Below are 23,301 nucleotides of genomic sequence, written 5' to 3' on the forward strand. Positions count from 1 at the left end.
CCAACTCCTCGCCGACGGCGCCGGGTCGTTCTACCGGGTCCTGACCGACCCGCGGGACGGTGCGCCGCTGGAAATCGGCCGGACCCGCTACCGGCTCACGAAAGCCCAGCGCCGGTGGCTGCGCCTGCGCGACGGGAAGTGCCCGTTCCCGGGCTGCAACAACGCCTCGCTGGACAACGACGCGGACCATCTCCTGGCCTGGGCCGATGGAGGGACCACCGGGATCAGCAACCTCGGCCAGCCCTGCCCCAGACACCACCGGCTCAAACACGGCTCGGCGTGGACACCTTCCGGGGCCAGCAAAGAGAAGCCACCCGGCTGGACCTCACCCACCGGCCGGTACTACCCCAGCGAACAACAGGACTGGGAACCACCCCACTGGCCCGACGGCCTCCGGACCACACCCACCGACGCGTTCACGGACATCGACGCCTTCACGGACCTGGACCCCGGCCCGGACCCGAACCAGGAACTTCCCGAAGACCCCTTCCCGGACTGGTACCTCTTCACGGCCGCACACGGATTCCCCGCCGCAGAGCCGGAGGACCCGGTATATCCGGAGGACCTGGACTGGCCAGAGCCCCTCCACGACGCCTACCCCAAATACGTCCTGCCCCAAAGTGCTTGAACGGCTCGTTGCACGCCGTTCAGCGCGGCGATCCCCCAAGTCCGATCCCCCCGAGTCAGTGACACACGGGCACTAGCCGCCGAAGGCGTTGATTCCCGTCAACTCGGCGGACAGCGCCCAGAGCCGGGCTGCATCGGCCGGGTCCACCGCATGGGCGTCCACACCCCGGATCCGCGCCTCCGGAGATCCAACCTCGGTGGGGTCCGCGATGTCGCAGTCCTCACAGTAAACGCCGCCCATACCGTCCAGGGCCGCCGAGGTCGCCGCCCACACGGACGTCGCGGCCCCCTGGGCGGGGGTCTTGAACCGCGCGTCGACCTTGCCCGTCTCGTCCATCCAGCCGGCAGCGATCATTTCTTCCCGCGGTAGGTGGCGTTGCAGTTCGGTCATGATCCCGCCCGGGTGCACCGCGAAAGCACGCACCCCGAAGTCCCGGCCTAGCCGGTCAAGCTGCACGGCGAACAAGGAGTTGGCCGTCTTGGCCTGTCCGTAGGCCCGCCACTTGTCGTAGCCGGTGTCGAAGTTGATGTCATCGAAGCGGATCGGCGAGAGCTTGTGCCCGGTAGAGGACAGCGACACCACCCGGGCGCCGGACCCGGCAACCAGGGCGGGCCACAGCAGGTTGGTGAGGGCAAAATGCCCCAGGTGGTTCGTGGCGAACTGCGACTCCCAGCCGGGCCCCACGCGGCGTTCGGGGCTGGCCATGATCGCGGCGTTGTTGACCAGGATGTCCAGGCTCCGGACGCCGCCGTCAGCGCCGCCGGAATCCGCGGAGCCCAGGAAGTCTTCTGCAAACTCCTTCACGCTGGACTGGTCGGCCAGATCAAGTGAGGCGACGCTCACCCCACCGGCCGCCGCCCCGGAGGGGACGCCGGCCTCCGCCAGGACTTCGCGGGCATGTTCCGGCCGCCGGGCCGGCACCACCACTACGGCGCCGGCTGATGCGAGCGCCCGAACGGTTTCCAGTCCCAGACCGGAATACCCGCCGGTGACCATGGCAGTCTTTCCGTGCAGGTCAATCCCGGCTATCACCGCAGCGGCTGTTGAGTCCCGTCCGAATCCCGAACCGATCTTGTGCTGCGGGGTCACGCTCATGTCATCGCTCATGTCATTGGCCTTTTCGTAGCGGGTTCACTTCAGGCATACCCGGTCAGTAGACGGGTTTTTCGGGCTCGACGTCACGCACCCAGGCGAGGATTCCGCCGTCGAGGTGACTGACCCGCTCATAGCCGGCAGCCCGGGCAGCGGCGAGGACGGCCGCGGACCGGGTTCCGGCTTTGCAGTGGAACACGATGTCCATGTCCTGCGGCAGCTCCTGCCACGCCTCACCGGCCAGGATCCGGCCTTGCGGGATCAGCAGCGCCCCATCGATCCGGACGATCTCGTACTCCCCGGTTTCCCGCACATCGATGAGGTGGAAGTCCTTGAGCCCGGCCTTGCGGGAGGCCAGCATCGTGGCCAGCTGGGTTGCCGTCACGGTATGTTCGGTGCCCGCATCCGCGGGGGGCGTAATGCCGCAAAAGGCCTCGTAGTCGGTCAGTTCCGTGATCCGCTCCGCCTCGGGATCACGGGAGACCCGGATTTCGCGCCAGGTCCCGCCAAGGGCGTCGAAGAGCGCCACGCGCCCCAGCAGGGAACGTCCGACGCCGGTAATTAGCTTGACGGCCTCCGTCACCATAAGCGAGCCCACAGCAGCGCAGAGCATCCCGAACACTCCGCCCTCCCCGCAGGATGGAACAGAGCCTGCGGGAGGCGCTTCCGGGTAGAGATCACGGTAGGTGGGGCCGTACTGCTCCCAGAAGACGCTGACCTGGCCGTCGAAGCGGAAGATCGAACCCCAGACGTAGGGCTTGCCCAGGATCGCTGCGGCGTCGTTCACGAGATACCGGGTGGCGAAGTTGTCGGTCCCATCGAGGATCAGGTCGTAGCCGGCGAACAGTTCCAGGGCGTTGGAGGCGTCCAGCCGGACCTTGTGCAGCTGGACATCCACCAGCGGGTTCAGTGCGGCAATGGCGTCCCGGGCGGACTCGATCTTGGGCCGTCCCACATCCGCCACACCATGGATCACCTGCCGCTGGAGATTGCTCAGGTCCACGGTGTCGTCGTCGATGATTCCGAGGGTGCCGACGCCCGCCGCGGCGAGGTAGAGCAGCGCGGGAGAGCCGAGGCCGCCGGCGCCGATCACGAGGACCCTGGCGTTCTTCAGGCGGCGCTGCCCGATTGCCCCGATCTCCGGGATGATCAGGTGCCGGGAGTAACGTTCCACTTCCTCCGGGCTCAGGCCGTCGGCCGGCCCCACCAGCGGCCCAGGCGCCGCGGGCGCCTTTTCAGGGGTTGCGGGGGCTGCGTTTTGGGTGAACTTGGAAGCCATACTTCAATCTATGCCCGAAGATGCCGCCAGGTCATATTACCGGCACGTAAAGTGGACGTAACAGCAAGCGAAAGAAGGCCGACAGTGGTTCATCAGGCACCGGTTGAACGGGGAAACGCCGGAAAGTCGACGGAGGTACCGGCACGAAGCGGACAGCGATCGGCACGGCTGCCCCGCGATGAACGCCGGGCGCAGCTGCTCGCGGCTGCCCAGGAGGTCTTCGTGGCCAATGGCTACCACGGTGCCGCGATGGACGAAATCGCCGAAACCGCCCACGTCAGCAAGCCCGTGCTGTACCAGCACTTCCCGTCCAAACGCGAGCTGTACATGGCCCTGCTGGATAGCCAGCTCAGCAAACTGATCGCGTTGCTGCTGGGTGCCCTCAACTCCACCACGGACAACGATGAGCGCGTCCAGGCGGTCATGCGCGCCTATTTCCGCTTCATCGCCAGCGACGACCAGGCCCACCGCCTCGTTTTCGAGTCCGACCTCGTCAATGACGCCGATGTCAGTGCCCGGCTGGAAGCCTTCAACAAGACCTTCGCCGACGCCGTCGCCCGGGTCATCGCGGAGGACACGAAACTGCCCGAGCTGGAGTCCCAGCTGCTGGGCCGCGGACTCGCCGGAATGGCCCAGGTCAGCGCCCGTTACTGGCTGGAAACCGACGGCAATCTTGACCTCGATGTCGCCAGTGATCTGATCTACCGTTTAGCTTGGCGCGGAATCTCACGCTTCCCCAAGGAAACCTAGACTACAAATAGACATGACACCGAAGAGAACTTTGATTGGCTGGGAGGCCTTGCAGTGGAAGTAAAGATCGGCATTCAGAACATCGGCCGCGAAATTGTCCTGGAATCGACCCAGGATGCCGACGCCGTGGCCAAGGTCGTCGGCGAGGCCATCACTAAGGGCACCGAGCTGCGCCTAACGGACGAAAAGGGCCGCCAGATCATCATTCCCGCAAACGTCTTGGGCTATGTTGAAATCGGCGCCGAGGAAGTACGCCGCGTCGGTTTCGGCGCCCTCTAGCCACCACCCGGTGCTGCCCCTCCGGGCAGCACCGCAGCTGACCCGGTCCACCGATCCGCGAGGAGTCCGAACATGCTTTCCCTGATTGTGGTTGCCCTGGTGACCGTGGCCGCGGGCTTCGTGGTCTGGGCCAATGACAAGCGGCACGCCAAGTACGGCATTGCGGTGCCTGCAGGGGTATCGCTTGCCGTGGGGATGCTGGGCTGGATCATCTTCATGGCCGCGGGCCTGGGCTACCAGCCCGGGCTGACCTGGATTCCGTGGGTGCTGCCCATGGCCCTCGGTGCCGCCGCCTCCGTGGCCGCTGTGCTGTACCTGGGCAAGACCCGCACCAGCCGCGACACCGCCCGGCTCACCGCCATCCTGCGCTACTAGGCGGGCCGGGCCGCGGCCGGGCTGTTGCCGGGTTGCCGGGGCTCAGGTGTCCGGCCCGTGGCCTGTTTCCGTGCAGAGGCACAACTGGTTTCCCTGCGCATCCGTGACCACCACCCAGCTGGGTGCGTGGTCATGGTTCATTAACGCTCCTGTGGCTGCCGTCTTCTCCAGCGCGGGGCCGGACTCGGCCTGGCTGCGGTGGATGTCGAGGTGGAGCCGGTTGGGGTTGGGGGTGGAGGTCATCTGGAACCAAAGCGTCGGGCCCCGCCCGAAGGGGTCCACCAGGTCATCGGAGCTGCCCCGGCGGTAGCCGAGTGCCACCCGCCAGACCTCCGAGATGGCGGCCGGGTCCTCGGAGTCGATGGCCACCTCGACGGTCCGGTAAAGTCCTGGCTCCGCGGCGGCGCCGATCCCTGCTGCCGCTTCGCCGGCGGCCGTCGCGGCCGCGACGTCCCGCCGCGTGACTTCGTCCCCGGCGTCGTGGGAGCTGTACCGAAGGAAGACCCGGTTGTAGCGCCAGTCCAGATCCGGGTGGTGGTTGTGTTCTTCTGCGAGCCGTCCGACGGCGGCGATCAGTTCCAGCGCCGCAGCCGCCGAAGACGCCTTGTAGACGGTGACGAGACCGCCCAGCCGGTACCTCCAGTCCGGCAGCTTCGTCAGGGCCGCGTCGACCTGCTCCTGGGTGAGGACGTCCCCTGTGGCTGCCATGGCAAGCTCCTTCGCTGCGTCGTGCCGGGCCTTCCTCCGCGAGGTCCCCGACCCCCCGGAGAACGGGCTGGGGGCGTTCGGCCTACAGGAATTCTGCCCGGCCATCCATCGCCGAGGATGCCAGCGCGTGCTCCCGGCGCGGGATCCTGCCGGCCCTTTTTGCCAGCCTACCGGCGATCACCGCGTGTTTGAAGGCCTCCCCCATCAGCACCGGATTCTGCGCCCGGGTCACGGCCGTGGCCAGCAGCACGGCGTCGCAGCCAAGCTCCATGGCCAGCGCGGCGTCGGAGGCAGTACCAATCCCGGCGTCCAGGACCACGGGCACGGAGGCCCGCGAGACGATCAGTTCGATGTTGTGCGGGTTCAGGATGCCCAGGCCGGTGCCGATCGGCGCGCCCAGGGGCATCACCGCGGCGGCCCCGAGATTCTCCAGCCGCAGGGCCAGCACCGGGTCGTCGTTGGTGTAGGCGAACACCTTGAAACCGCGGCCCACGAGTTCCTCGGTGGCCTCGACGAGTTCCACGGCGTCCGGCAGCAGAGTCTGCTCGTCGGCGATAACTTCCAGTTTCACCCAGTCCGTTTCGAGGGCTTCGCGGGCCAGTTCGGCCGTCAGCACGGCGTCCTTGGCGGTGAAGCACCCCGCGGTGTTGGGCAGCACCCGGATGTCGTGGTCCAGCAGCAGCTGGAACAGCGACCCTGCCTCCGCCGGCGAATAGCGGCGCATCGCCACGGTGGTCAGTTCGGTGCCCGACGCCAGCAGCGCGGCCCCCAGACCGTCCAGGCTCGGCGCCCCGCCGGTGCCCATGATCAGCCGCGACCCGAGCTGCACACCGTCGACCGTGAACGGATCCGCCGCGGCCGGTTTTACTCCCGGCGCTGCTGTTGTGGTGTCCTCCATGCTGCTCATCCTCCCTGTACCGCCGTGACCAGCTCGATGTCGTCACCGTCGGCGAGCGCGGTGCCGTGCCATTGGCTGCGGGGAACCACCTCGGCGTTGCGGGCCACGGCAACGCCCAGTTTCGTGCCGTCCGCGGACTGGCCGTTCGGCGCCAGCGGCCGTCCGGTGACCTGGCTGACCAGTGTGCTGACCGAGGCGCCATCGGCGAGGGTGTGCTCGCTTCCGTTCAGTTTGATGTTCATACCGTTTCCTTGCTGTGCTCAGGGTTTGGATTGGCGTGGCGGGCGTCGGTGTCCTGCGGTCCGGCGGCGGGCGTGCCGGCAGCCGACGCCGGGGCTGCCGGTGTGTCGTCGGCGGGCGTGCCGGCGGCGAACCGGTCCGGCCGGAAATGGGCCCACCGCGGGTCTGCGACGCGGTCCAGCAGCTGGCGGCAGATCTCCGCCGCCGCGGGCGTCAGCAGGATTCCGTGCCGGAAGAACCCGGTGGCGATAATCAGACCCGTAACGTCCCCCGGACGCCCCTGCTCCGCCACCCGGCCCAGCAGCGGCGCGTTGTCCGGGGTCCCGGGACGGGCTCTCGCGGTGGCCTCAAGCAATTCCAGTTCGGCGACTGCGGGGACCAGCCGCTGGGCGTCGCGCAGCAGCTGGTAGACACCGCCGGCGGACACGGCGGTGCTGGCCGGGGCCGCGGTCATGGAGGTGCCGCCGGCGGGCGCGGCTGGCCCGCTGTTCCCACCGAGATCGTCCTCCCGCTGGGTGGCTCCGATCACGACCGTTCCGTCCTGCCGGGGGACGATATACACCGGCACACCGCGGACGAGTCCCCGCACCGTGGAGGTCAGCAGCGGCCGCAGTCTCGCCGGCACCCGGAGCCGGAGGATGTCCCCGTGGACCGGCCGCAGCGGCAACCGGAGTCCGGCGGGCAATCCGTCCAGCGAGGCGGCACCCAGGCCGTTGGCCACAATGGTCTCGCCCGCCCGGATGAAGCCGCTGCCCTCGAGGCTGGCACCGACTACCCGCCCGTCCTCCCAGAGCAGACCGGCGGCGCGCCGGCTGATGGTGTGGCAGTCGCTGTCCGCGGCCAGGAGCTCCCCCATCCGGGCGAGCAGACGGCGCGGGTCCACCTGGTGGTCGGCGGGAATGTCGAAGGCGCAGGAGATCCCCGGGCTCAGCAGCGGCTCGCGGATCCGCGCCGCGCGGACGGTCAGCGGCTCCACGGCCAGGCCGTATGCCTGCTGGACGGTTCTCAGGTCCGCGAGCGCTCGACGGTCAGCGGCGTCGGCACCCACGGCGAGGGTCGGCGTCGTGAGGTACCCCGTGCCGGCCCCGGTCCCGCCGGCGGCGCTGGCGCGGGCGCCCGTTCCTGGGCCGCCGTCTCCGCGCTCGAGTCCGGCAGCGAAAGCCGGCCAGAGGCGGGAGGACTCAAGCATGAGCTCCAGGAGCGCCTCCTCCTGGTAGTGAAGTTCGCTCACCGGGGCAAGCATTCCGGCGGCAGCCCAGCTGGCGCCGCTCCCGGGAGCGTCGTCGATCAGGGCCACAGACCGGCCCGAGCGTCTCGCCGCCCAGGCGATCCCGTGGCCGACGACGCCGCCTCCGATTACGGCAACGTCGTAATATTTCCGGGCTCCGGCGTCATCATCGGAGGCTGCAGGCGCCGCTGCTTCAGTGAACGCGGCCGCGCCGCGGGCGGATATGTCGCCCATGAGGATTCCTTCCCTACGCCGGTACTAGCCGGATCAGGTCAAGCGGTCGGCTCTGACGCCCTCTCAGCCTGCCGGCGCCGGACGCCAATGGCGTGGTCGGCTGCGGCGGGCTCCCGCGGTATTGGCCCAGTTTAGAGGAACTAGGCTGGACCCATGAGCCAGGATGCCGTCCACACCACCGCCCGCCTTTACCTCTGCACCGATGCCCGCCGGGACCGCGGCGACTTTGCCGACTTCGTGGACGCGGCATTTGCCGGCGGAGTCGACATCATCCAGCTGCGCGACAAGTCCCTGGAAGCGGCCGAGGAGCTGGAACTCCTGGAAGTCCTGCACCAGGCGGCCCAGCGGCACGGCCGGCTCTGGGCCGTCAACGACCGGGCGGACCTCGCCTCGCTCTCTGGGGCTCCGGTGTTCCACATCGGGCAAAAGGACATCCCCCTTGGCGCCGCACGGGACTTCCTCGGCAAGGACACCGTGATCGGGCTGTCCACCCACAGCCCGGAGCAGGTCGATGCAGCCATCGCCGCCGCCCCCGGCCGCAACGGCCTGGACTACTTCTGTGTCGGGCCGGTCTGGGCCACACCGACGAAGCCGGGGCGCGCCGCCGTCGGGCTCGAACTGGTGCGCTACGCGGCCGACGCCATCCGCCGGGCCGAGACAACAGGCGGGGGCAAAGCAGCGGGCAAAGTCGCGGGTGTCGTGCCGTGGTTCGCGATCGGCGGCATAGACCTCGGAAACGTGGAGCAGGTGGTGGAGGCCGGCGCCCGCAGGATCGTGGTGGTACGCGCCATCACGGAGGCCGACGATCCCGCCGCCGCCGCCAAGTCGCTGCTCGCCGCACTGGACGCCGCGGAGCGCTGAGTCGGCCAGGCGGTCCGCTCAGCCAGCCAGGCGGTCCGCTCAGCCGGCCAGGCGGTCCGGTCAGCCGGCCAGACCGAGTTGCGCCATCCGGCGCGAGTGGTTCGCCGCCAGTTCCGCCATCAGCACGCGAACGACTTCCTTGGTCCGGTCCTCGTCGGCGCCGATCAGGCCGCCGAGGAACGCGTGCTCGAAACTCACCCGCTGGGCCTGGGTCAGGGCCTCGCCGAGCAGGCGTCGTGCCCACAGCGCCAGCCGCGACGCCAACCTGGGGTCATCGGCGAGGGCGGTCTTGAGCCGCTCCCGCAGCACCGCCGTGGCCTCCTCATCGGCCTGGATCTGCTCGACCAGGGCCTGCGTGCCGGCGTCGACATAGCGGGAAATGGCGCGGTAGAAATCGGCGGAGACGGTGTCGATCACATACGCCTTCATCAGGGATTCGTACCAGTCCGCGGGGCGGGTGCGTTCGTGGAAATGGTCCACGGACGGCTGGAACGGCAGCATGGCAACCTCCGTGTCCAGGCCCATGGCGTCGAGTTTGGCGCTGACGAGTTCGTAGTGCTGGAACTCGATCACGGCGATCCGGCCCAGCACCGCGCGGTCGTGCAGCGTGGGTGAATAGCGGGCATCGGAGGAGAGCCGTTCGAAGGCGGAAAGCTCGCAGTAGGCCATCACGCCGAGCAGATCCATCAGGAAACTGTTGTAACGGGCAGGATCGGCCGGGGATGTGCTCATGATTCAAGACTAATGGGGCAAATGAAGCTAATCTGATTTTCGTGTCCCATCATCGCCTGACCCCGAATGTCCACCAGCAGAAAAACCAACTTGCCGAGGCGCTCAACGCGCTGCGCACCACGCTGGAACTGCCGGGCCCCTTCCCCGACGACGCGCTCCGGGAGGCCAAGGAAGCCGTGGCCGGGCACGAACTTCCGGAGCTGGATTTCACGCATATCGACTTCGTGACCATCGATCCGGCGTCCTCCACCGACCTGGACCAGGCCCTCTTCATCGACCGCTCCGGTGCCGGCTACAAGGTGTTCTATGCGATCGCCGACGTCCCCTCCTTTGTGGCCCCCGGCGGGGCGCTCGACGCCGAGACCCGCCGCCGGGGCCAGACCTTCTACACGCCCGACGGCCGGATTCCGCTGCACCCGGAAGTCATCAGCGAGGAAGCGGGAAGCCTGCTCGCCGGGCAACTCTGTGCCGCGTTCGTCTGGGAATTCAAGCTGGACGACGCCGCCGAGGTCTCCGCGGTGCAGGTCCGCCGCGCGAGGGTCCGCAGCCGTGCCAAACTCAGCTACCACGGTGTGCAGGCCGAGCTTGACGCCGGCACCGCCGCGCCCGTCCTGCTGCTGCTCAAGGAAGTCGGGATGAAGCGCGTGGAGCTGGAACGGCTCCGCGGAGGCGCCAGCCTGAACATGCCGGAGCAGGAAATCGAACAACTGCCCGACGGCGGCTACCGGATCGTGGCTGCGCCGCCGCTGCCCGTGGAGGACTGGAACGCCCAGATTTCCTTGATGACGGGGATGGCTGCCGCGGGGATCATGCTGGCGGGAAAGGTGGGCATCCTGCGCACGATGCCGCCGCCGGATGAAGCGTCACTGGCGCATTTCCACCGCCAGACCCGCGCCCTGGGCAAACCCTGGGATGGCCAAATGAGCTACGGCGAGTACCTGCGCACCCTCGACCCCACCGACCCCCGGCAGCTGGCGATCGTGCACTCGGCAGGGATGCTGTTCCGCGGCGCCGGTTACACACCTTTCGACGGAACGGTGCCCGAGGCCGCCATCCAGGCCGCCATCGGCGCCTCCTACGCCCACTCCACGGCCCCGCTGCGCCGCCTGATCGACCGTTTTGTCCTAGTGATCTGCGAGGCCCTCAGCAACGGCACCGCTGTTCCGGACTGGGCCCGCCAGGCCCTGCCGTCCCTTCCCGCCATCATGGCGGCATCGGACCAGCTGGCCGCGAGGCTGGAACGCCTCTCGCTCGACACCGTCGAGGCGGCGCTGCTGGTCAACCACGTCGGCCAGGAGTTCGACGCCGTCGTCATTTCCGGCTCCAAACCGGCCCGAAACGGGAAACCAGCCAACGGGAAAACAACGAACGGCAAGAACGGCAACGGCAGGAACGGCAACGGCGGCGCCAGCACCAGACCCGGCAACGGAAGCGGACCCTCCGGGATCGTGCAGATCGCCGAGCCTGCCGTCACCGCCCGCTGCCCCGGCGAACTGGAGCCCGGCACCCAGGTCCGGGTCCGGATTGTGTCCTCCGACATCGCCACCCGCGAGGTCAGGCTGGAGCTGGTGGGCTGAGCACACGACAGGGTTCCCGCGCACATCTTTTCTGACACAGCGCGGTCCGTCGAGGTTCCGGGCCGCGTACAGCTAGACTGGAAGGGTAGATATGGATGCCCGGTCGTTGATTTCCTTGATTTTTGAATTCAACAAGCCCGCCCCTACGCGATCTTGAGACAGACCCGCTGGTCCCCAGTGCCAGCATTTGATTAGCCCGCGATCGGCTTCCACTGGAATTGCCTGCGCGCCTGAGCGTGCTCCGGAACGGCCACCCGGCCGGCCCCGTTGAGCAAGCAGCGCAGCCCAAAATGAATAAGGAAACTCCCCTAGTGAGTGAATTGCACACGCACCAGCTTCTGACCGACGAATCCGGAACGGAAACGATCGAGCCGGAAGAGACCATCATCTCGGACGAGAAGCCGCACGAGATCGCCGAGAAGACCTTCGCGGACTTCAACGTCCGCGCCGACATCGTGGAGTCGCTGGCCGACGCCGGTATCACGCACCCCTTCCCGATCCAGGCCATGACCCTGCCCGTCGCCCTCAGCGGCCACGACATCATCGGCCAGGCCAAGACCGGCACCGGCAAGACCCTCGGCTTCGGCATCCCGGCGCTGCAGCGCGTCGTCGGACCGGACGACGCCGGCTACGACAACCTCCCCGCTCCCGGGGCCCCGCAGGCCCTCGTGATCGTACCGACCCGCGAACTGGCTGTCCAGGTCGCCGGCGACCTGCAGAACGCCGCCCGCAAGCGCAACGCCCGCATCACCACCATCTACGGCGGCCGGGCCTACGAGCCGCAGGTTGAGTCGCTGCAGAAGGGCGTCGAGATTGTCGTCGGTACCCCCGGGCGCCTGATCGACCTCTACAAGCAGAAGCACCTCGTCCTGAAGAACGTCAAGATGGTCATCCTGGACGAGGCCGACGAAATGCTGGACCTCGGCTTCCTCCCCGACGTCGAGACCCTCATCGCCGGCACCCCCGCCGTCCGCCAGACGCTGCTGTTCTCGGCCACCATGCCCGGCCCGGTCGTCGCCATGGCCCGCCGCTACATGACCAAGCCGACGCACATCCGCGCCGCCGACCCGGACGACGAAGGCCTGACCAAGCGCGACATCCGCCAGCTGATCTACCGTGCCCACAGCATGGACAAGATCGAGGTTGTTGCCCGCATCCTGCAGGCCCGCGGCCGCGGCCGGACCATCATCTTCACCAAGACCAAGCGGACCGCCGCCAAAGTAGCCGAGGAACTCGTGGACCGCGGCTTCGCGGCCGCCGCCATCCACGGCGATCTTGGCCAGGGCGCCCGCGAGCAGGCGCTGCGCGCCTTCCGCAACAACAAGGTGGACGTCCTGGTCGCCACCGACGTCGCCGCCCGCGGCATCGACGTCGACGACGTCACGCACGTCATCAACTACCAGTGCGTTGAGGACGAAAAGATCTACCTGCACCGCGTCGGACGCACCGGCCGCGCCGGCAACAAGGGCACGGCCGTGACCTTCGTTGACTGGGACGACATGCCCCGCTGGGGCCTGATCAACAAGGCCCTGGGCCTGAGCGTCCCGGAGCCGGTGGAAACCTACTCATCCTCCCCGCACCTCTTCGAGGAACTCGACATCCCCGCAGGCACCAAGGGCCGTCTGCCCCGCGACAAGCGCGTGCTGGCCGGTGTTGATGCCGAGGTCCTGGAGGACCTGGGCGAGACCGGCAAGAAGAACGCCCCCCGCACCGGACAGGCCGGCGGCGGCCGCGACACCGCCCGCAGCGGCGGCGCCCGGGAAGGCAGCCGCGGCACCGGCGGCCGCGACAGCAACCACGATTCGCGCCGCAGCGGCGGCGCCGGTGGTGGCACTGGCGGTGGCACTGGCAGCGGACGCTCTGGTGACCGCCGTCGTCGTCCCGCCGAGGCTGACGCCGGCACCGGTCCGGTAGCAGAGGCCCCGGCCAAAGCCGCCGCCAGCGCACCGACCGAGGTCGACCGCGCCACCCGCGCACGCCGCCGCACCCGCACCCGCCGCCGCAACGGCGAAGTTGTCGCAGGCGAAGCCCTGCAGGGCGAGGCCTAAACCCCTTTATGACTGACTCTGTCTGGGCGCCGGACGGCAGCAATCTGGTGGTACACGCGGACAACGCGGACTATCTCCCCACGCTGCCGGACGGCGCCTTCACACTGATTTACGTGGACCCGCCGTTTAACACCGGCCGGGTCCAGAAGCGCCAGGAAACCAAGATGGTGCTCAACGCCGGCGGCGACGGCGACCGGGTCGGGTTCAAGGGCCGCTCCTATGACACGATCAAGGGCGCGCTGCACAAGTACGACGACGCATTCAGCGACTACTGGTCCTTCCTGGAGCCGCGGCTCGTCGAGGCCTGGCGCCTGCTCGCCGACGACGGCACCCTGTACCTGCACCTGGACTACCGCGAAGTGCACTACGCGAAGGTCATGCTGGACGCTATCTTCGGCCGCGAGTGCTTCCTGAACGAGATCATCTGGGCCTACGACTACGGCGCCCGCGCCAAATTCCGCTGGCCCACCAAGCACGACAACATCCTCGTGTACGTCAAGAACCCCTCGAAGTACCACTTCGACAGCGCCGAAGTGGACCGGGAACCCTACATGGCCCCCGGACTCGTGACTCCGGCCAAGCGCGAGCTCGGCAAGCTGCCCACCGACGTCTGGTGGCATACGATCGTCTCCCCCACCGGCAAAGAGAAGACCGGCTACCCCACGCAGAAGCCTGAAGGGCTGATCCGCCGCGTGGTGGCGGCCTCCAGCCGCCCAGGCGACTGGTGCCTGGACTTCTTCGCCGGTTCCGGGACCCTCGGCGCCGTCGCCGCGAAGCTCGACCGGAAGTTCGTCTGCGTAGACCAGAACCAGCCGGCCATTGACGTCATGGCCAAACGGCTTGCCCCGCACGCCGCCTTCACGGAGTTCCCGGGCACCTGAACCCCGCCCGCCCCCTGTTGCTCTCTCACTATTGGTGGCCATTCCGGCTCCATGGGGACCAAAACAGATAGCGCAACGGGTGTGGCCGGGACCTGGCCCTGCCGTGGTCCGTCAGCGCACCACGGGGGTTCCGGTTCCCAGTTCCTCGATCCGGGCGAACACCTCGGACGAGGTCAGGTTCTCGCCCAGCCGGTTCGGCTTCCCTGTCCCGTGGTAGTCGGAGGACCCGGTGACCAGCAGACCGTGCCGGGCCGCGAGTTTGCGCAGGAACGTCCTGCCCTCCTCGGGATTGTCCCGGTGGTAGACCTCCAGCCCGGCGAGCCCGGCGTCGATCATTTCCTGGTAGACGCGCTCCCCCACGATCCGGCCACGGGCGGACGCCACCGGGTGGGCGAACACCGGCACCCCGCCGGCCGCACGGACCAGCTCGACGGCGAAGGCCGGGTCCGGCGCATAGTGCTGCACGAAATAGCGTGAATGTGAGGTCAGGATGGATTCGAAGGCCTCGGTGCGGTCCGCAACCACGCCCGCGGCGACGAGGGCGTCGGCGATGTGCGGCCGGCCCAGGGTGGCGCCCGGCGCCACGTGGTGGATGACATCGTCCCAGCTCAGCGGGTAGTCCTCCGCGAGCAGGCTGACCATCCGCTCGGCCCGGGTGAAGCGGGCATCTTTGGCCTTGGTGATTTCCTCCAGCAGCCCCGGGTGCGCCGGGTCGTGCAGGTAGCAGAGGAGATGGACGCTGATGCCCTCCATGGTCCGGCAGGAAATCTCCATGCCGGGAACCAGCGCCACGCCATGGCCGCGGGCGGCAATGCCGGCCTCGGCCCAGCCTGCGGTGGAGTCGTGGTCGGTCAGGGCGATGACGTCGAGCCCCGCCTCCGCGGCAGAGGCCATCACCGCCCCGGGCGCTTGGGTGCCGTCGGAAACATTCGAGTGGGCATGCAGGTCAATCCTCACCTCCCCAGCCTAGTAGATCGGCGCCGCGACGCCCGGGATCAGCTCCGCCGGCCTGTTCGCCTTAGCCGCTCCGCTGGTGAGACGATGGGACGGTGAACGATGCAGATAACACCCCAGTCTCCGCTTCCCAGCCCCTCGACGAGCGCGTCAACAACCGCTCACAGCGGCCCAGCTCCGATGCCTTCAAGGCGTTTATGGCCAGCAACTGGGCCCCGTCCCCCGTGCAGCGTCCGGAACGCGACGCCGTCGCCGGCCACGCCGCCGCCCGCCGGCGCGCCATCTCAGAGCAGTTCAAAGGCGAACGCCTGGTCATCCCCGCCGGTCCGCTGAAGGTCCGCTCGAACGACTGCGACTACCGCTTCCGCCCGCACTCCGGGTTCGCGCACCTCACCGGCCTGGGCCTGGACCACGAGCCCGACGCCGTGCTTATCCTGGAACCCGCGGGGGAAGGCAAGGGCGACGACGGCGGCCACCACCGCGCGACGCTCTACTTCCGTCCGCTGGCAGGACGCGACACCGAGCAGTTCTACGCCGACTCCCGCTCCGGCGAATTCTGGATCGGCGCCCGCCCCACCCTGGCCGAGTTCAAGGCCCGCCTCGGCCTGGACACCGCCGACATCAGCGAACTTGAACTGGGGATCACCAAGAACGTTGGCGCCCCGGAAATCGGCGGGATCTCCATCCGGCTGGTGCGGAAGGTGGACGAGAACATCGACGCCCTCGTGGACACCGCCCGCTACAACACCGCCAAAGACCCGGAGAACCTGGACCTGGGCATCCTGGACGCCCTCGACGAAAAGCTCACCGAGGCCCTCTCCGAGCTGCGCCTGCTCAAGGACGAGTGGGAAATCGAGCAGATGAAGACCGCCGTCGCCGCCACGGTGCAGGGCTTCACCGAGGTCGTCAGGGTCCTGCCGCGGGCGCTCACCCACCAGCGCGGCGAGCGCGTCGTCGAAGGCGCGTTCTTCGCCCGGGCCCGGGAGGAAGGCAACGAGCTCGGCTACGACACCATCGCGGCCGCCGGCAACAACGCCACGGTGCTGCACTGGACCCGGAACACCGGCAAGGTCAACGCCGGGGAGCTGCTGCTGCTCGACGCCGGCGTCGAGGCCGATTCGCTCTACACCGCGGACATCACCCGCACCCTGCCGGCCAACGGCACGTTCTCCCCGATCCAGCGCAAGGTCTACGAGGCCGTGCTGGACGCCGCCGACGCCGGTTTCGCCGCCGCGCAGCCCGGCACCAGGTTCCGCGACATCCATACGGCCGCGACCACCGTGCTCGCGGAACGGCTGGCCGAATGGGGCCTGCTGCCGGTCTCCGTCCAGGAAGCCATCAGCGCCGAAGGCCAGCAGCACCGCCGCTGGATGCCGCACGGCACCAGCCACCACCTGGGCCTCGACGTGCACGACTGCGCCCAGGCCAAGCGCGAGCTGTACCTCGACGGCGTGCTGACCCCGGGCATGGTGTTCACGATCGAACCCGGGCTGTACTTCAAGGACGAGGACCTCGCCATTCCGGCGGAATTCCGCGGAATCGGCGTCCGGATCGAGGATGACATCCTGATGACCGCCGACGGTCCGGTCAACCTCAGCGCGGCGCTGCCGCGCAAGGCCGACGACGTCGAGTCCTGGATGGCGGGCATCTACCTGGAAGCGGACGGCCAGAGCGCCTAGGGCACGTGGTCCCGGCCCGCACTGCCGCAGTCACGCAGAAGCTCACGCGCCGCAGCTGAGACGCATAAGGTGAAACGCAGAAGGCCTCCGACCGGATCATCCGGTCGGAGGCCTTCTGCGTTGCCGTTCAGTGGCGCGGGTTGCCCTGGTCGGGATCCTGCTTGGGCGCGTCGGTGACGCGAACCCCGTACTGCGGGCGGCCGTCCGGCAGGTCCGGGTAGGCGAACCCGGCCGGCTTGGGGACCTCTTCCGTCTCCGCTGCGGTGTGGGCCTGCCCTGCCGGCTGGGCCGGCTCTGCGTGCTGGCCAGGCTCTGCGTGCTGGCCTGCGGCCGGCTGGCCGGGCTGCCCCGCACCGGGCTCCTGTCCGCCGGTTTCGGGGGTCCGCTGGCCGTACGGGTCGTTCCAGGCCGCGGGGCGCTGCGGGGCATGGCCCTGCTGGCCCGGCTGCTGGGCTCCCTGCTCCGGACCCGGCTGGTAGGGCTGGTGCTGGTAGTCGCGCTGGGAGTAGCCGGCCGTCCCGCCGGACGCCGAGGCGTCGTGCTGGGTCATCGGAAGCTGGTGCAGCAGCCGCCGCGCCTCGTTCGCCGCTTCGAAGGAAACAACGACGTCGTAGTTGGTCGCCACCACCTGGCTTGTGGAGGTGAAGTCGCGCTTCCCCCGCTGCATGGCGTACGTGACAATGCCGAAGAGCATAAAGAACGCCGCACCCATGAGCACCGACGTCATGATCGAGAAGGCGCCGTCGGTCGTGGAGAAGAAGGAGAGCATGATGCCGACGAACAGGCCGAACCACATGCCGCTCAGCGCCCCCGAGAGCGCCACCCGGGGGTAGGTCAGCCTGCCGGTCACCCGCTCTACCATCTTCAGGTCGTTACCGACGATCGAGACCATCTGCACCGGAAATTGCTGGTCGGCGAGGTAGTCCACCGCCTTCTGGGCGTCCAGGTAGGAGGTGTAGGAACCAACGGTGTCGCCCTTGGGGACACTGCGGGCCTCGTCCGGGCCGTTGGGGGCGCCAGCCCTGGGAGCACCAAAAATGTTTGACATACGACCATTCTTACCTATCCGGCTGGGCACCGGCTGTAAATTCAGCTAAAAGAGAGCGGACTCGGTAGCCTGTACTGGTGAGCACAAATCTATCGCGGGTGTTTGTTGCGCGCCTCCTCGGCCTTGACGTCTTCGACCCACTGGGCGACCGCCTCGGCCGGCTGCGCGACGTCGTCGTGCTCTCCCGCGGGACCCGGAGCGCCCCGCATGTGGTGGGCATCGTCGTGGAGGTCCCCGGGAAAAAGCGGGTCTTCGTCCCGATGACCCGGATCACGTCGATCGACCAGACCCAGATCATCTGCACCGGGCTGGTGAACCTGCGCCGCTTCGAGCAGCGCGGCGCCGAAACCCTCGTGGTGGCCGAAATGTTCGACCGCCGCGTGACGCTCGCCGACGGCAGCGGGGACGCCACCATCGAGGACATCGCGATGGACAGGCACCGCTCCGGCGACTGGTTTGTCAGCAAGCTCTTTGTCCGCCGCGGGCACTCCCTCTCGCCGCTGAGCAGGCTGCGCCGCAACGAGACGATGATCATCGACTGGGCCGACGCCCAGCAGGGCGCCCGCACCGAACCCCAGGCCGCCACCCAGTTCGTCGCGACCCACGAGGACCTCAAACCTGCCGACTTCGCCGAGGCCCTGCAGGAGATGAGCGACAAGCGCCGCTTCGAGGTCGCCAGCGAGCTCCAGGACGAACGCCTCGCCGATGTCCTGCAGGAGATGCCCGAAGGCGACCAGGTGGAGATCCTCTCCGCCCTGGACGTCAACCGTGCAGCGGACGTGCTGGAGGAAATGGACCCGGACGACGCCGCCGACCTCCTCGCCGAACTGCCCACCGCCCAGGCCGAAGAACTGCTCCAGCTGATGGAACCCGAAGGCGCCGACGACGTCCGCCGGCTGCTCGAATACGACGAGGACACCGCCGGCGGCCTGATGACCCCGGTCCCGGTCATCCTGCCGCCGGAAGCCACCGTCGCCGAAGCCCTGGCCCATGTCCGCCGCGAAGAGCTCTCCCCCGCCCTGGCATCGTCCATCTTCATAGCCCGGCCTCCGCTGGAGACGCCCACGGGCCGTTTCCTCGGCGTCGTGCACATCCAGCAGCTGCTGCGCTACCCGCCGCCCGAACCGCTGGGCAACCTCGTGGACAAGACCCTGGAGCCGGTGTCGGACCAGGCCCACATCAGCGAGGTGGCCCGCACGCTGGCCACGTACAACCTCAACTCGCTCCCCGTCGTCAACAGCGACGGTCGGCTTGTGGGGGCGGTGACTGTTGACGATGTGCTGGATCATCTGCTGCCCGATGACTGGCGCGCCCACGAGGACGATGTCCCGATAAGGAAGCTTGGAGGCCGCATTGGCTGATAACAGCGCACCACGGAACCCCCAGGTCCGGCCGGGCGGCAAATCGGACAAAGGCAGCCTCGACACACCCCTGAGCGGCCGCCAGCGTATCCTGCCGAAGTTCTCGCCCAACCCGGACGCCTTCGGCCAGACCACGGAAGGCTTCGCCCGCTTCATGGGCACGCCGCAGTTCCTGGTCTATATGACGGTCTTCGTGGTCATCTGGCTGGGCTGGAACACCTTCGCCCCGGTGGAGTGGCAGTTCGACTCGCGGGCCCTCGGTTACACCCTGCTGACCCTGATGCTCTCGCTGCAGGCCTCCTACGCCGCACCGCTGCTGCTCCTTGCCCAGAACCGGCAGGACGACCGTGACCGCGTCTCCCTCCAGCAGGACCGCCAGCGCGCGGAACGCAACCTCTCCGACACCGAATACCTGACCCGGGAGCTCGCCTCGCTGCGGATCGCCCTGCGGGAAGTCGCCACCCGCGATTACGTCCGGGCCGAACTGCGCAGCCTGCTCGAGGACATGCTGGAAGCGCAGGAGGAACTGCGCACCCACGACCCCTCTGCCGGCGTCCACGAGTCCCCGCGGGACAAGATCAAGGAAAAGTTCAAGGACCGCCGCGACAAGCAGCGGAGCCCCCGGACCCAGCAGATCGCCCGGGTCAAGTCCGACAGCAAGAACGACCCCAGGCCGAACAAGAAGGCCGACACCACTCCACCGGACACGCTGCAAGGCGCCGGACCGGACAGCGCCGGCACACCGGCGCTTCCGGCGTCCCCCGAGAACTGAGCAGCCACAGCATGAACCCTCCCCACGACAGCACCACCGAGGACGGCACCGCCGAGGGCACCTCCGCCGACAGCACCACCGAGCGCACCTCCGCCGTGGAACGTGCGGTGCACGCCGCGCTCGCCACCGTGATTGATCCCGAACTCCGCCGTCCGATCACGGAACTCGGCATGGTGGACACGGTGGAGGTTTCCGACGGCGGCCGGGTCCGGGTTGCGGTGCTCCTGACCATTGCCGGCTGCCCGCTGCGCGGCACCATCACCGCCGACTGCGAGGCTGCGCTGACCGCGGTCCCCGGGGTCACCGGCGTCGAGGTCGAACTGAAGGTCATGACACAGGAGCAGCGCGACGCCCTCAAGGAGCAGCTCCGCGGCGCCGGCGGCAGGCGCGGCATCCCGTTCAACGAACCCGGCTCCCTGACCAGGGTGTACGCCGTCGCAAGCGGCAAGGGCGGTGTGGGCAAGTCCTCCGTGACAGTGAACCTCGCCTGCGCCCTGGCCGCCCAGGGGCTGCGGGTGGGGATTGTGGACGCGGACGTCTACGGCTTCTCCGTCCCGGCACTGATGGGCATCAGCCAGGCCCCCACCCGAGTGGATGACATGATCCTGCCGCCGGTCGCCTACGGGGTCAAAGTCATTTCCATCGGAATGTTCGTCACCGGCAACCAGCCGGTGGCCTGGCGCGGCCCCATGCTGCACCGGGCCCTGGAGCAGTTCCTCACCGACGTCTACTTCGGCGATCTCGACGCCCTCTTCCTGGACCTGCCGCCCGGTACCGGCGACATCGCCATCTCCGTGGCCCAGCTGCTGCCGCAGGCCCGGATCCTCGTGGTGACCACGCCCCAGGCTGCGGCCGCCGACGTCGCCGAGCGGGCCGGGGCCATTGCGACCCAGACCGGCCAGAGCGTCGCCGGCGTCGTGGAGAACATGTCCTACCTGGAAATGCCCGACGGCGGCCGGATGGAGCTGTTCGGAAGTGGCGGCGGCGCAGTGCTCGCCGAACGGCTGACCGCCACAGTGGGCACCGATGTCCCGCTGCTCGGACAGATCCCGCTCGACATCCTGCTGCGGGAAGGCGGCGACGCCGGGGTCCCCCTGGTGCTGGGCCGTCCCGAAACCCCGGCGGCCGTGGCACTGCTGGAGATCGCCGGGAAGCTCGCCTCGGTGCCGCGCGGGTTGCGGGGAAAGCCCCTGGGCCTGCAGCCCCGCTAGGTAGCCTCGGAGTCGAAGGGTGCCGGCTCGCCGTCCGGGAGACGCTCCACTGCCCGGGCCGGCCGGCGCTCCGCAGCCGCGGTGGCGGCCGCCACGGTGGCGACCGCGGCCGGAGCACCCGCGCTGACGGGCTTGGTGTCATCGTCCAGCAGGGCTTCCTTGATGATCCTGCGCGGATCGTACTGCCGGGGATCGTACTTCTTCCAGTCGACGTCATCGATGTCGATGCCGACTTCGTCTTTGATCTGCTCCCGGGCCCCGGACGCCATCCGGCGCACTTCCTTGACGATGTTGGCAAGTTTCTGGGTGTATTCGGGCAGCCTGCTGGGACCAATCACCAGAAGGCCGATGATCAGCAAAAGTACGAATTCCGGTCCATTGATTCCAAGCACTGTAGGAAGATTACCCTCTCAATCGGGGCCGGGACGATTCGGCCGCGACACACGGGCCGCGCCCTCGACGGTTCCGCCGGTCACGGGGCCAGCAACTCCACGATCCTGCCCAGTCCGCGCTCCAGCCGCACGGTGATGTTGGGCCCGGCGTCGGACCCTGCCCCGGCCCCGCCGGGCGCCCCCGGGCCGCTGGCTGTTCCCGGGCCGCCGGCTGTTCCCGGGCCGTCGGCTGTTCCCGGCTTTGCGGCCTCCCCGTCACCGGCTCCCCCCGCGTCCGCGGGTCGGGACCGGAGCAGGGCTGCCACGGCGTCGGCCGCGTGTTCCGCGGGCTGATCCGAGACATAGGTGAAGGTGGCATCGCCCGCCTGGTAAATGGCGGCGAACGGGGAATCGTGGTTGATCCACAGGCTCCCGCGGCCAGCCCCCGCTGGGCCGCCCGCCGCGGGGCGGCGGTCCGGCGCTGCGGTGAAGCCGTCCGACGTCGCGGGGTGGCCCGTGAGCACGTTGACCGGGACCGCCGGGGCGGGCTGGGGCCCGGCACCTGCAGTGCCGGACTGCCGGGGGACGTCAGCGTGCTGTTCGAGGATGGTGGCGGAATCCCGGCCGTCGGTGAGACGCAGCTCGAGGATGTCCCCGCCGGCCAGCACCCCTGCCCTGGCCCAGACCAGGTGGTATCCGAGCTCACGGAGCTCCGGGCAGGTCCAGCCCTGGGAGCGCAGGGTGGTGAGCTGCGCGGCTGTGAGGGCCCCGTCCGGCGTGAAGTCAGGTTTGCCGGTGAGGCTCCAGGCGGCGGGCGTCCCGGCCCCCTCCTCGACGGTGGCCGCCGCGGACATGGAGAGGTCCCGCTGCAGGAAGACCGGGGCAGGCGCTCCGCCCGCCTGCGGGGCGTCATCCCCGCCCATCAGGTAGGCCGATAAGCCAAGCAGCGCCGCGGCGGCTGCCGCGCCGCCGGTCACGAGCACGGCTGCCCGGAGCGCCAGAGGGAGGCGGCGGGCCACCGGCCGCGGCGGGGGCGGCGGTTCCCGGCGGGCGAGTTCCTCGGTGCGTGCCAGCAGGCGCGCGGTCAGGTCACTGCTGGCCGTCGGGATTTCAGCGCCGCGCAGCCGTTCCAGGTACTGGCGTTCGCGTCGCTGCTGAAGCCGGCATTCCGCGCACGATTGCAGGTGCCGGCCCCGCCGTTCGTGCGGGCCGCGCAGCAGGCGTTGCAGCAGACGCATCGCCTGGTTCAGAGCAGACCGGCGATGCGCGGCAGCTTCAGCCGCGGCTTCAGCGAGGACTTAGCCGGCTGCTGCGGCCGCGGATCGCGGTGCGCCAGCTTCTCCCGAAGCATGGTCCGGCCGCGGTGGATCCGGGAACGGACTGTTCCGAGTTTGATGCCCAGGGCGACGGCCACCTCGTCGTAGGACAGCCCTTCGAGGTCGCAGAGGACGACGGCGGCGCGGAAATCCGGGGGAAGCTCTTCGAGGGCGGCCTGCACATCGACGTCAAGATTGTTGAATTCGAAGCTCTGCTCCGGTCCCGGCTCGCGTCCGGGCAAGCGGGACTCCGCGTCGTCGGCCAGGGCGTCGAAGCGGATCCGGCTCTTGCGCCGCGCCTGGTCCAGGAAGAGGTTGGTGGTGATACGGTGCAGCCAGCCGTCCAGGGTGCCCGGCTTGAAGTTCTCGAGCGAGCGGAACACGCGGACGAACACTTCCTGGGTGAGGTCCTCGGCGTCGTACTTGTTCCCGGTGAGCCGGTACGCGAGGCGGTACACCTTCGCGGAGTGGTTGGTCACCACTTCCTCCCAGGTGGGCCGGACCCATTCGGCTTCCGCCGCGGGCTGGGACTCTTCAGTTGCAGGGACAGCTGCCAAAACCGACATTGTCCGCTCCCCTCGTGGATGGTGCTTACGCCGTGGACGGTGCTTGCGGCTGCAAGCTCCTGCATCCTTGATTCGGCGCCGATCACCACGCGGATGAGCGGATATCCATCATTTCAAAATAAGCTGGGAATTTCCTGACGCCGGGGGTCCTTCAGCCCACGGCGCAACCGGCTGCCGGCGCCGTGGCATCGGGCCCGGGGCAGGGAAGAGCCG

23 protein-coding genes, 1 pseudogene and 1 riboswitch are annotated in these 23,301 nt (G+C 68.7%); of the genes and pseudogenes, 12 read left to right on the forward strand and 12 right to left on the reverse strand.

Annotated elements, in window-relative coordinates:
* A pseudogene (locus tag BJQ90_RS21775) lies at positions 1 to 628 on the forward strand (hypothetical protein); the annotation flags it as partial.
* Between the two features lie 72 nt (positions 629 to 700).
* On the opposite strand, the gene BJQ90_RS21780 reads toward BJQ90_RS21775, so the two are convergent.
* Positions 701 to 1,735, reverse strand: a complete 1,035-nt coding sequence (locus BJQ90_RS21780) for an SDR family NAD(P)-dependent oxidoreductase (protein ID WP_226762262.1) — start codon at positions 1,733 to 1,735, stop codon at positions 701 to 703.
* 43 nt (positions 1,736 to 1,778) lie between these two features.
* Complete coding sequence (moeB, locus tag BJQ90_RS21785; RefSeq protein ID WP_226762263.1) at positions 1,779 to 2,999, reverse strand: molybdopterin-synthase adenylyltransferase MoeB; 1,221 nt, start codon at positions 2,997 to 2,999, stop codon at positions 1,779 to 1,781.
* An 84-nt stretch (positions 3,000 to 3,083) separates the two neighbouring features.
* On the opposite strand from moeB, the gene BJQ90_RS21790 reads away from it, so the two are divergent.
* The 3 genes from BJQ90_RS21790 to BJQ90_RS21800 all read left to right on the forward strand — a co-directional run bounded on the left by BJQ90_RS21790 (position 3,084) and on the right by BJQ90_RS21800 (position 4,403).
* Positions 3,084 to 3,749 (forward strand): TetR/AcrR family transcriptional regulator, encoded by a 666-nt coding sequence (locus BJQ90_RS21790; protein ID WP_226762264.1) that lies wholly within the window; start codon positions 3,084 to 3,086, stop codon positions 3,747 to 3,749.
* Between the two features lie 54 nt (positions 3,750 to 3,803).
* The gene (locus BJQ90_RS21795) at positions 3,804 to 4,028 is read left to right on the forward strand and encodes a DUF3107 domain-containing protein (protein WP_226762265.1); all 225 of its coding nucleotides are present in this window, start codon (positions 3,804 to 3,806) and stop codon (positions 4,026 to 4,028) included.
* Between the two features lie 72 nt (positions 4,029 to 4,100).
* Entirely contained in the window at positions 4,101 to 4,403 is a 303-nt protein-coding gene (locus BJQ90_RS21800) for a hypothetical protein (protein ID WP_226762266.1), read from the forward strand.
* Positions 4,404 to 4,445: 42 nt separating this feature from the next.
* Here the strand turns inward: BJQ90_RS21800 and BJQ90_RS21805 are convergent, their stop codons facing one another.
* The 4 genes from BJQ90_RS21805 to BJQ90_RS21820 all read right to left on the reverse strand — a co-directional run bounded on the left by BJQ90_RS21805 (position 4,446) and on the right by BJQ90_RS21820 (position 7,711).
* On the reverse strand, positions 4,446 to 5,111 hold the full coding sequence (locus tag BJQ90_RS21805; RefSeq protein WP_226762267.1) for a 4a-hydroxytetrahydrobiopterin dehydratase: 666 nt from the start codon (positions 5,109 to 5,111) through the stop codon (positions 4,446 to 4,448).
* A gap of 82 nt (positions 5,112 to 5,193) precedes the next feature.
* The gene (locus BJQ90_RS21810) at positions 5,194 to 6,009 is read right to left on the reverse strand and encodes a thiazole synthase (RefSeq protein ID WP_226762268.1); all 816 of its coding nucleotides are present in this window, start codon (positions 6,007 to 6,009) and stop codon (positions 5,194 to 5,196) included.
* A 5-nt stretch (positions 6,010 to 6,014) separates the two neighbouring features.
* The gene (thiS, locus tag BJQ90_RS21815) at positions 6,015 to 6,251 is read right to left on the reverse strand and encodes a sulfur carrier protein ThiS (RefSeq protein ID WP_226762269.1); all 237 of its coding nucleotides are present in this window, start codon (positions 6,249 to 6,251) and stop codon (positions 6,015 to 6,017) included.
* Positions 6,248 to 7,711 carry an FAD-dependent oxidoreductase gene (locus BJQ90_RS21820; protein ID WP_226762270.1) on the reverse strand — a complete coding sequence of 488 codons (1,464 nt, stop codon included), beginning with the start codon at positions 7,709 to 7,711 and terminating at the stop codon, positions 6,248 to 6,250. The genes thiS and BJQ90_RS21820 overlap by 4 nt, the downstream gene beginning before the upstream one ends.
* Positions 7,704 to 7,838, reverse strand: a riboswitch (TPP riboswitch). It overlaps the preceding gene by 8 nt.
* A 26-nt stretch (positions 7,839 to 7,864) precedes the next feature.
* Between BJQ90_RS21820 and thiE the strand changes: the two genes are divergently transcribed.
* Complete coding sequence (thiE, locus tag BJQ90_RS21825) at positions 7,865 to 8,572, forward strand: thiamine phosphate synthase (RefSeq protein ID WP_226762271.1); 708 nt, start codon at positions 7,865 to 7,867, stop codon at positions 8,570 to 8,572.
* A gap of 60 nt (positions 8,573 to 8,632) precedes the next feature.
* Here thiE and BJQ90_RS21830 read toward each other — a convergent pair whose 3' ends face one another.
* Complete coding sequence (locus tag BJQ90_RS21830; RefSeq protein WP_226762272.1) at positions 8,633 to 9,304, reverse strand: ferritin-like fold-containing protein; 672 nt, start codon at positions 9,302 to 9,304, stop codon at positions 8,633 to 8,635.
* A 41-nt stretch (positions 9,305 to 9,345) separates the two neighbouring features.
* Between BJQ90_RS21830 and BJQ90_RS21835 the strand changes: the two genes are divergently transcribed.
* From BJQ90_RS21835 to BJQ90_RS21845, 3 genes are all read left to right on the forward strand, one after another.
* A complete protein-coding gene (locus BJQ90_RS21835; RefSeq protein WP_226762273.1) occupies positions 9,346 to 10,881 on the forward strand; it encodes an RNB domain-containing ribonuclease in 1,536 nt (511 codons plus the stop codon).
* 311 nt (positions 10,882 to 11,192) lie between these two features.
* Positions 11,193 to 12,929: a DEAD/DEAH box helicase gene (locus BJQ90_RS21840; protein ID WP_226762274.1), complete on the forward strand. Its 1,737-nt coding sequence runs from the start codon at positions 11,193 to 11,195 to the stop codon at positions 12,927 to 12,929.
* An 8-nt stretch (positions 12,930 to 12,937) separates the two neighbouring features.
* Positions 12,938 to 13,810, forward strand: coding sequence for a DNA-methyltransferase (locus BJQ90_RS21845; protein ID WP_226762275.1), 873 nt, complete (start codon positions 12,938 to 12,940; stop codon positions 13,808 to 13,810).
* 111 nt (positions 13,811 to 13,921) lie between these two features.
* On the opposite strand, the gene BJQ90_RS21850 is transcribed toward BJQ90_RS21845, so the two are convergent.
* Positions 13,922 to 14,767, reverse strand: a complete 846-nt coding sequence (locus BJQ90_RS21850; RefSeq protein WP_226762276.1) for a PHP domain-containing protein — start codon at positions 14,765 to 14,767, stop codon at positions 13,922 to 13,924.
* A 92-nt stretch (positions 14,768 to 14,859) separates the two neighbouring features.
* Here BJQ90_RS21850 and BJQ90_RS21855 point away from each other — a divergent pair, with 92 nt between their 5' ends.
* Positions 14,860 to 16,443: an aminopeptidase P family protein gene (locus tag BJQ90_RS21855; RefSeq protein ID WP_226762277.1), complete on the forward strand. Its 1,584-nt coding sequence runs from the start codon at positions 14,860 to 14,862 to the stop codon at positions 16,441 to 16,443.
* Positions 16,444 to 16,570: 127 nt separating this feature from the next.
* Here the strand turns inward: BJQ90_RS21855 and BJQ90_RS21860 are convergent, their stop codons facing one another.
* Complete coding sequence (locus BJQ90_RS21860; protein WP_226762278.1) at positions 16,571 to 17,491, reverse strand: general stress protein; 921 nt, start codon at positions 17,489 to 17,491, stop codon at positions 16,571 to 16,573.
* Positions 17,492 to 17,568: 77 nt separating this feature from the next.
* Between BJQ90_RS21860 and BJQ90_RS21865 the strand changes: the two genes are divergently transcribed.
* The 3 genes from BJQ90_RS21865 to BJQ90_RS21875 are packed head-to-tail and all read left to right on the forward strand — an operon-like array spanning position 17,569 to position 20,835.
* Positions 17,569 to 18,852, forward strand: coding sequence for a magnesium transporter MgtE N-terminal domain-containing protein (locus BJQ90_RS21865; protein WP_226762279.1), 1,284 nt, complete (start codon positions 17,569 to 17,571; stop codon positions 18,850 to 18,852).
* Positions 18,833 to 19,624 carry a DUF1003 domain-containing protein gene (locus BJQ90_RS21870; RefSeq protein WP_226762280.1) on the forward strand — a complete coding sequence of 264 codons (792 nt, stop codon included), beginning with the start codon at positions 18,833 to 18,835 and terminating at the stop codon, positions 19,622 to 19,624. The genes BJQ90_RS21865 and BJQ90_RS21870 overlap by 20 nt, the downstream gene beginning before the upstream one ends.
* 11 nt (positions 19,625 to 19,635) lie before the next feature.
* The gene (locus BJQ90_RS21875) at positions 19,636 to 20,835 is read left to right on the forward strand and encodes an Mrp/NBP35 family ATP-binding protein (RefSeq protein WP_226762281.1); all 1,200 of its coding nucleotides are present in this window, start codon (positions 19,636 to 19,638) and stop codon (positions 20,833 to 20,835) included.
* Here the strand turns inward: BJQ90_RS21875 and BJQ90_RS21880 are convergent.
* The 3 genes from BJQ90_RS21880 to sigE form a co-directional block, all read right to left on the reverse strand.
* Positions 20,832 to 21,227, reverse strand: coding sequence for a Sec-independent protein translocase TatB (locus BJQ90_RS21880; protein ID WP_226762282.1), 396 nt, complete (start codon positions 21,225 to 21,227; stop codon positions 20,832 to 20,834). The genes BJQ90_RS21875 and BJQ90_RS21880 overlap by 4 nt on opposite strands.
* 80 nt (positions 21,228 to 21,307) lie before the next feature.
* Entirely contained in the window at positions 21,308 to 22,444 is a 1,137-nt protein-coding gene (locus BJQ90_RS21885; protein WP_226762283.1) for an anti-sigma factor, read from the reverse strand.
* An 8-nt stretch (positions 22,445 to 22,452) separates the two neighbouring features.
* Positions 22,453 to 23,088, reverse strand: coding sequence for an RNA polymerase sigma factor SigE (gene sigE / locus BJQ90_RS21890; protein WP_226762284.1), 636 nt, complete (start codon positions 23,086 to 23,088; stop codon positions 22,453 to 22,455).
* Between the last annotated feature and the right edge of the window lie 213 nt (positions 23,089 to 23,301).

The sequence above is a fragment of the Arthrobacter sp. SO3 genome (assembly GCF_020532825.1).
GTDB lineage: Bacteria > Actinomycetota > Actinomycetes > Actinomycetales > Micrococcaceae > Arthrobacter.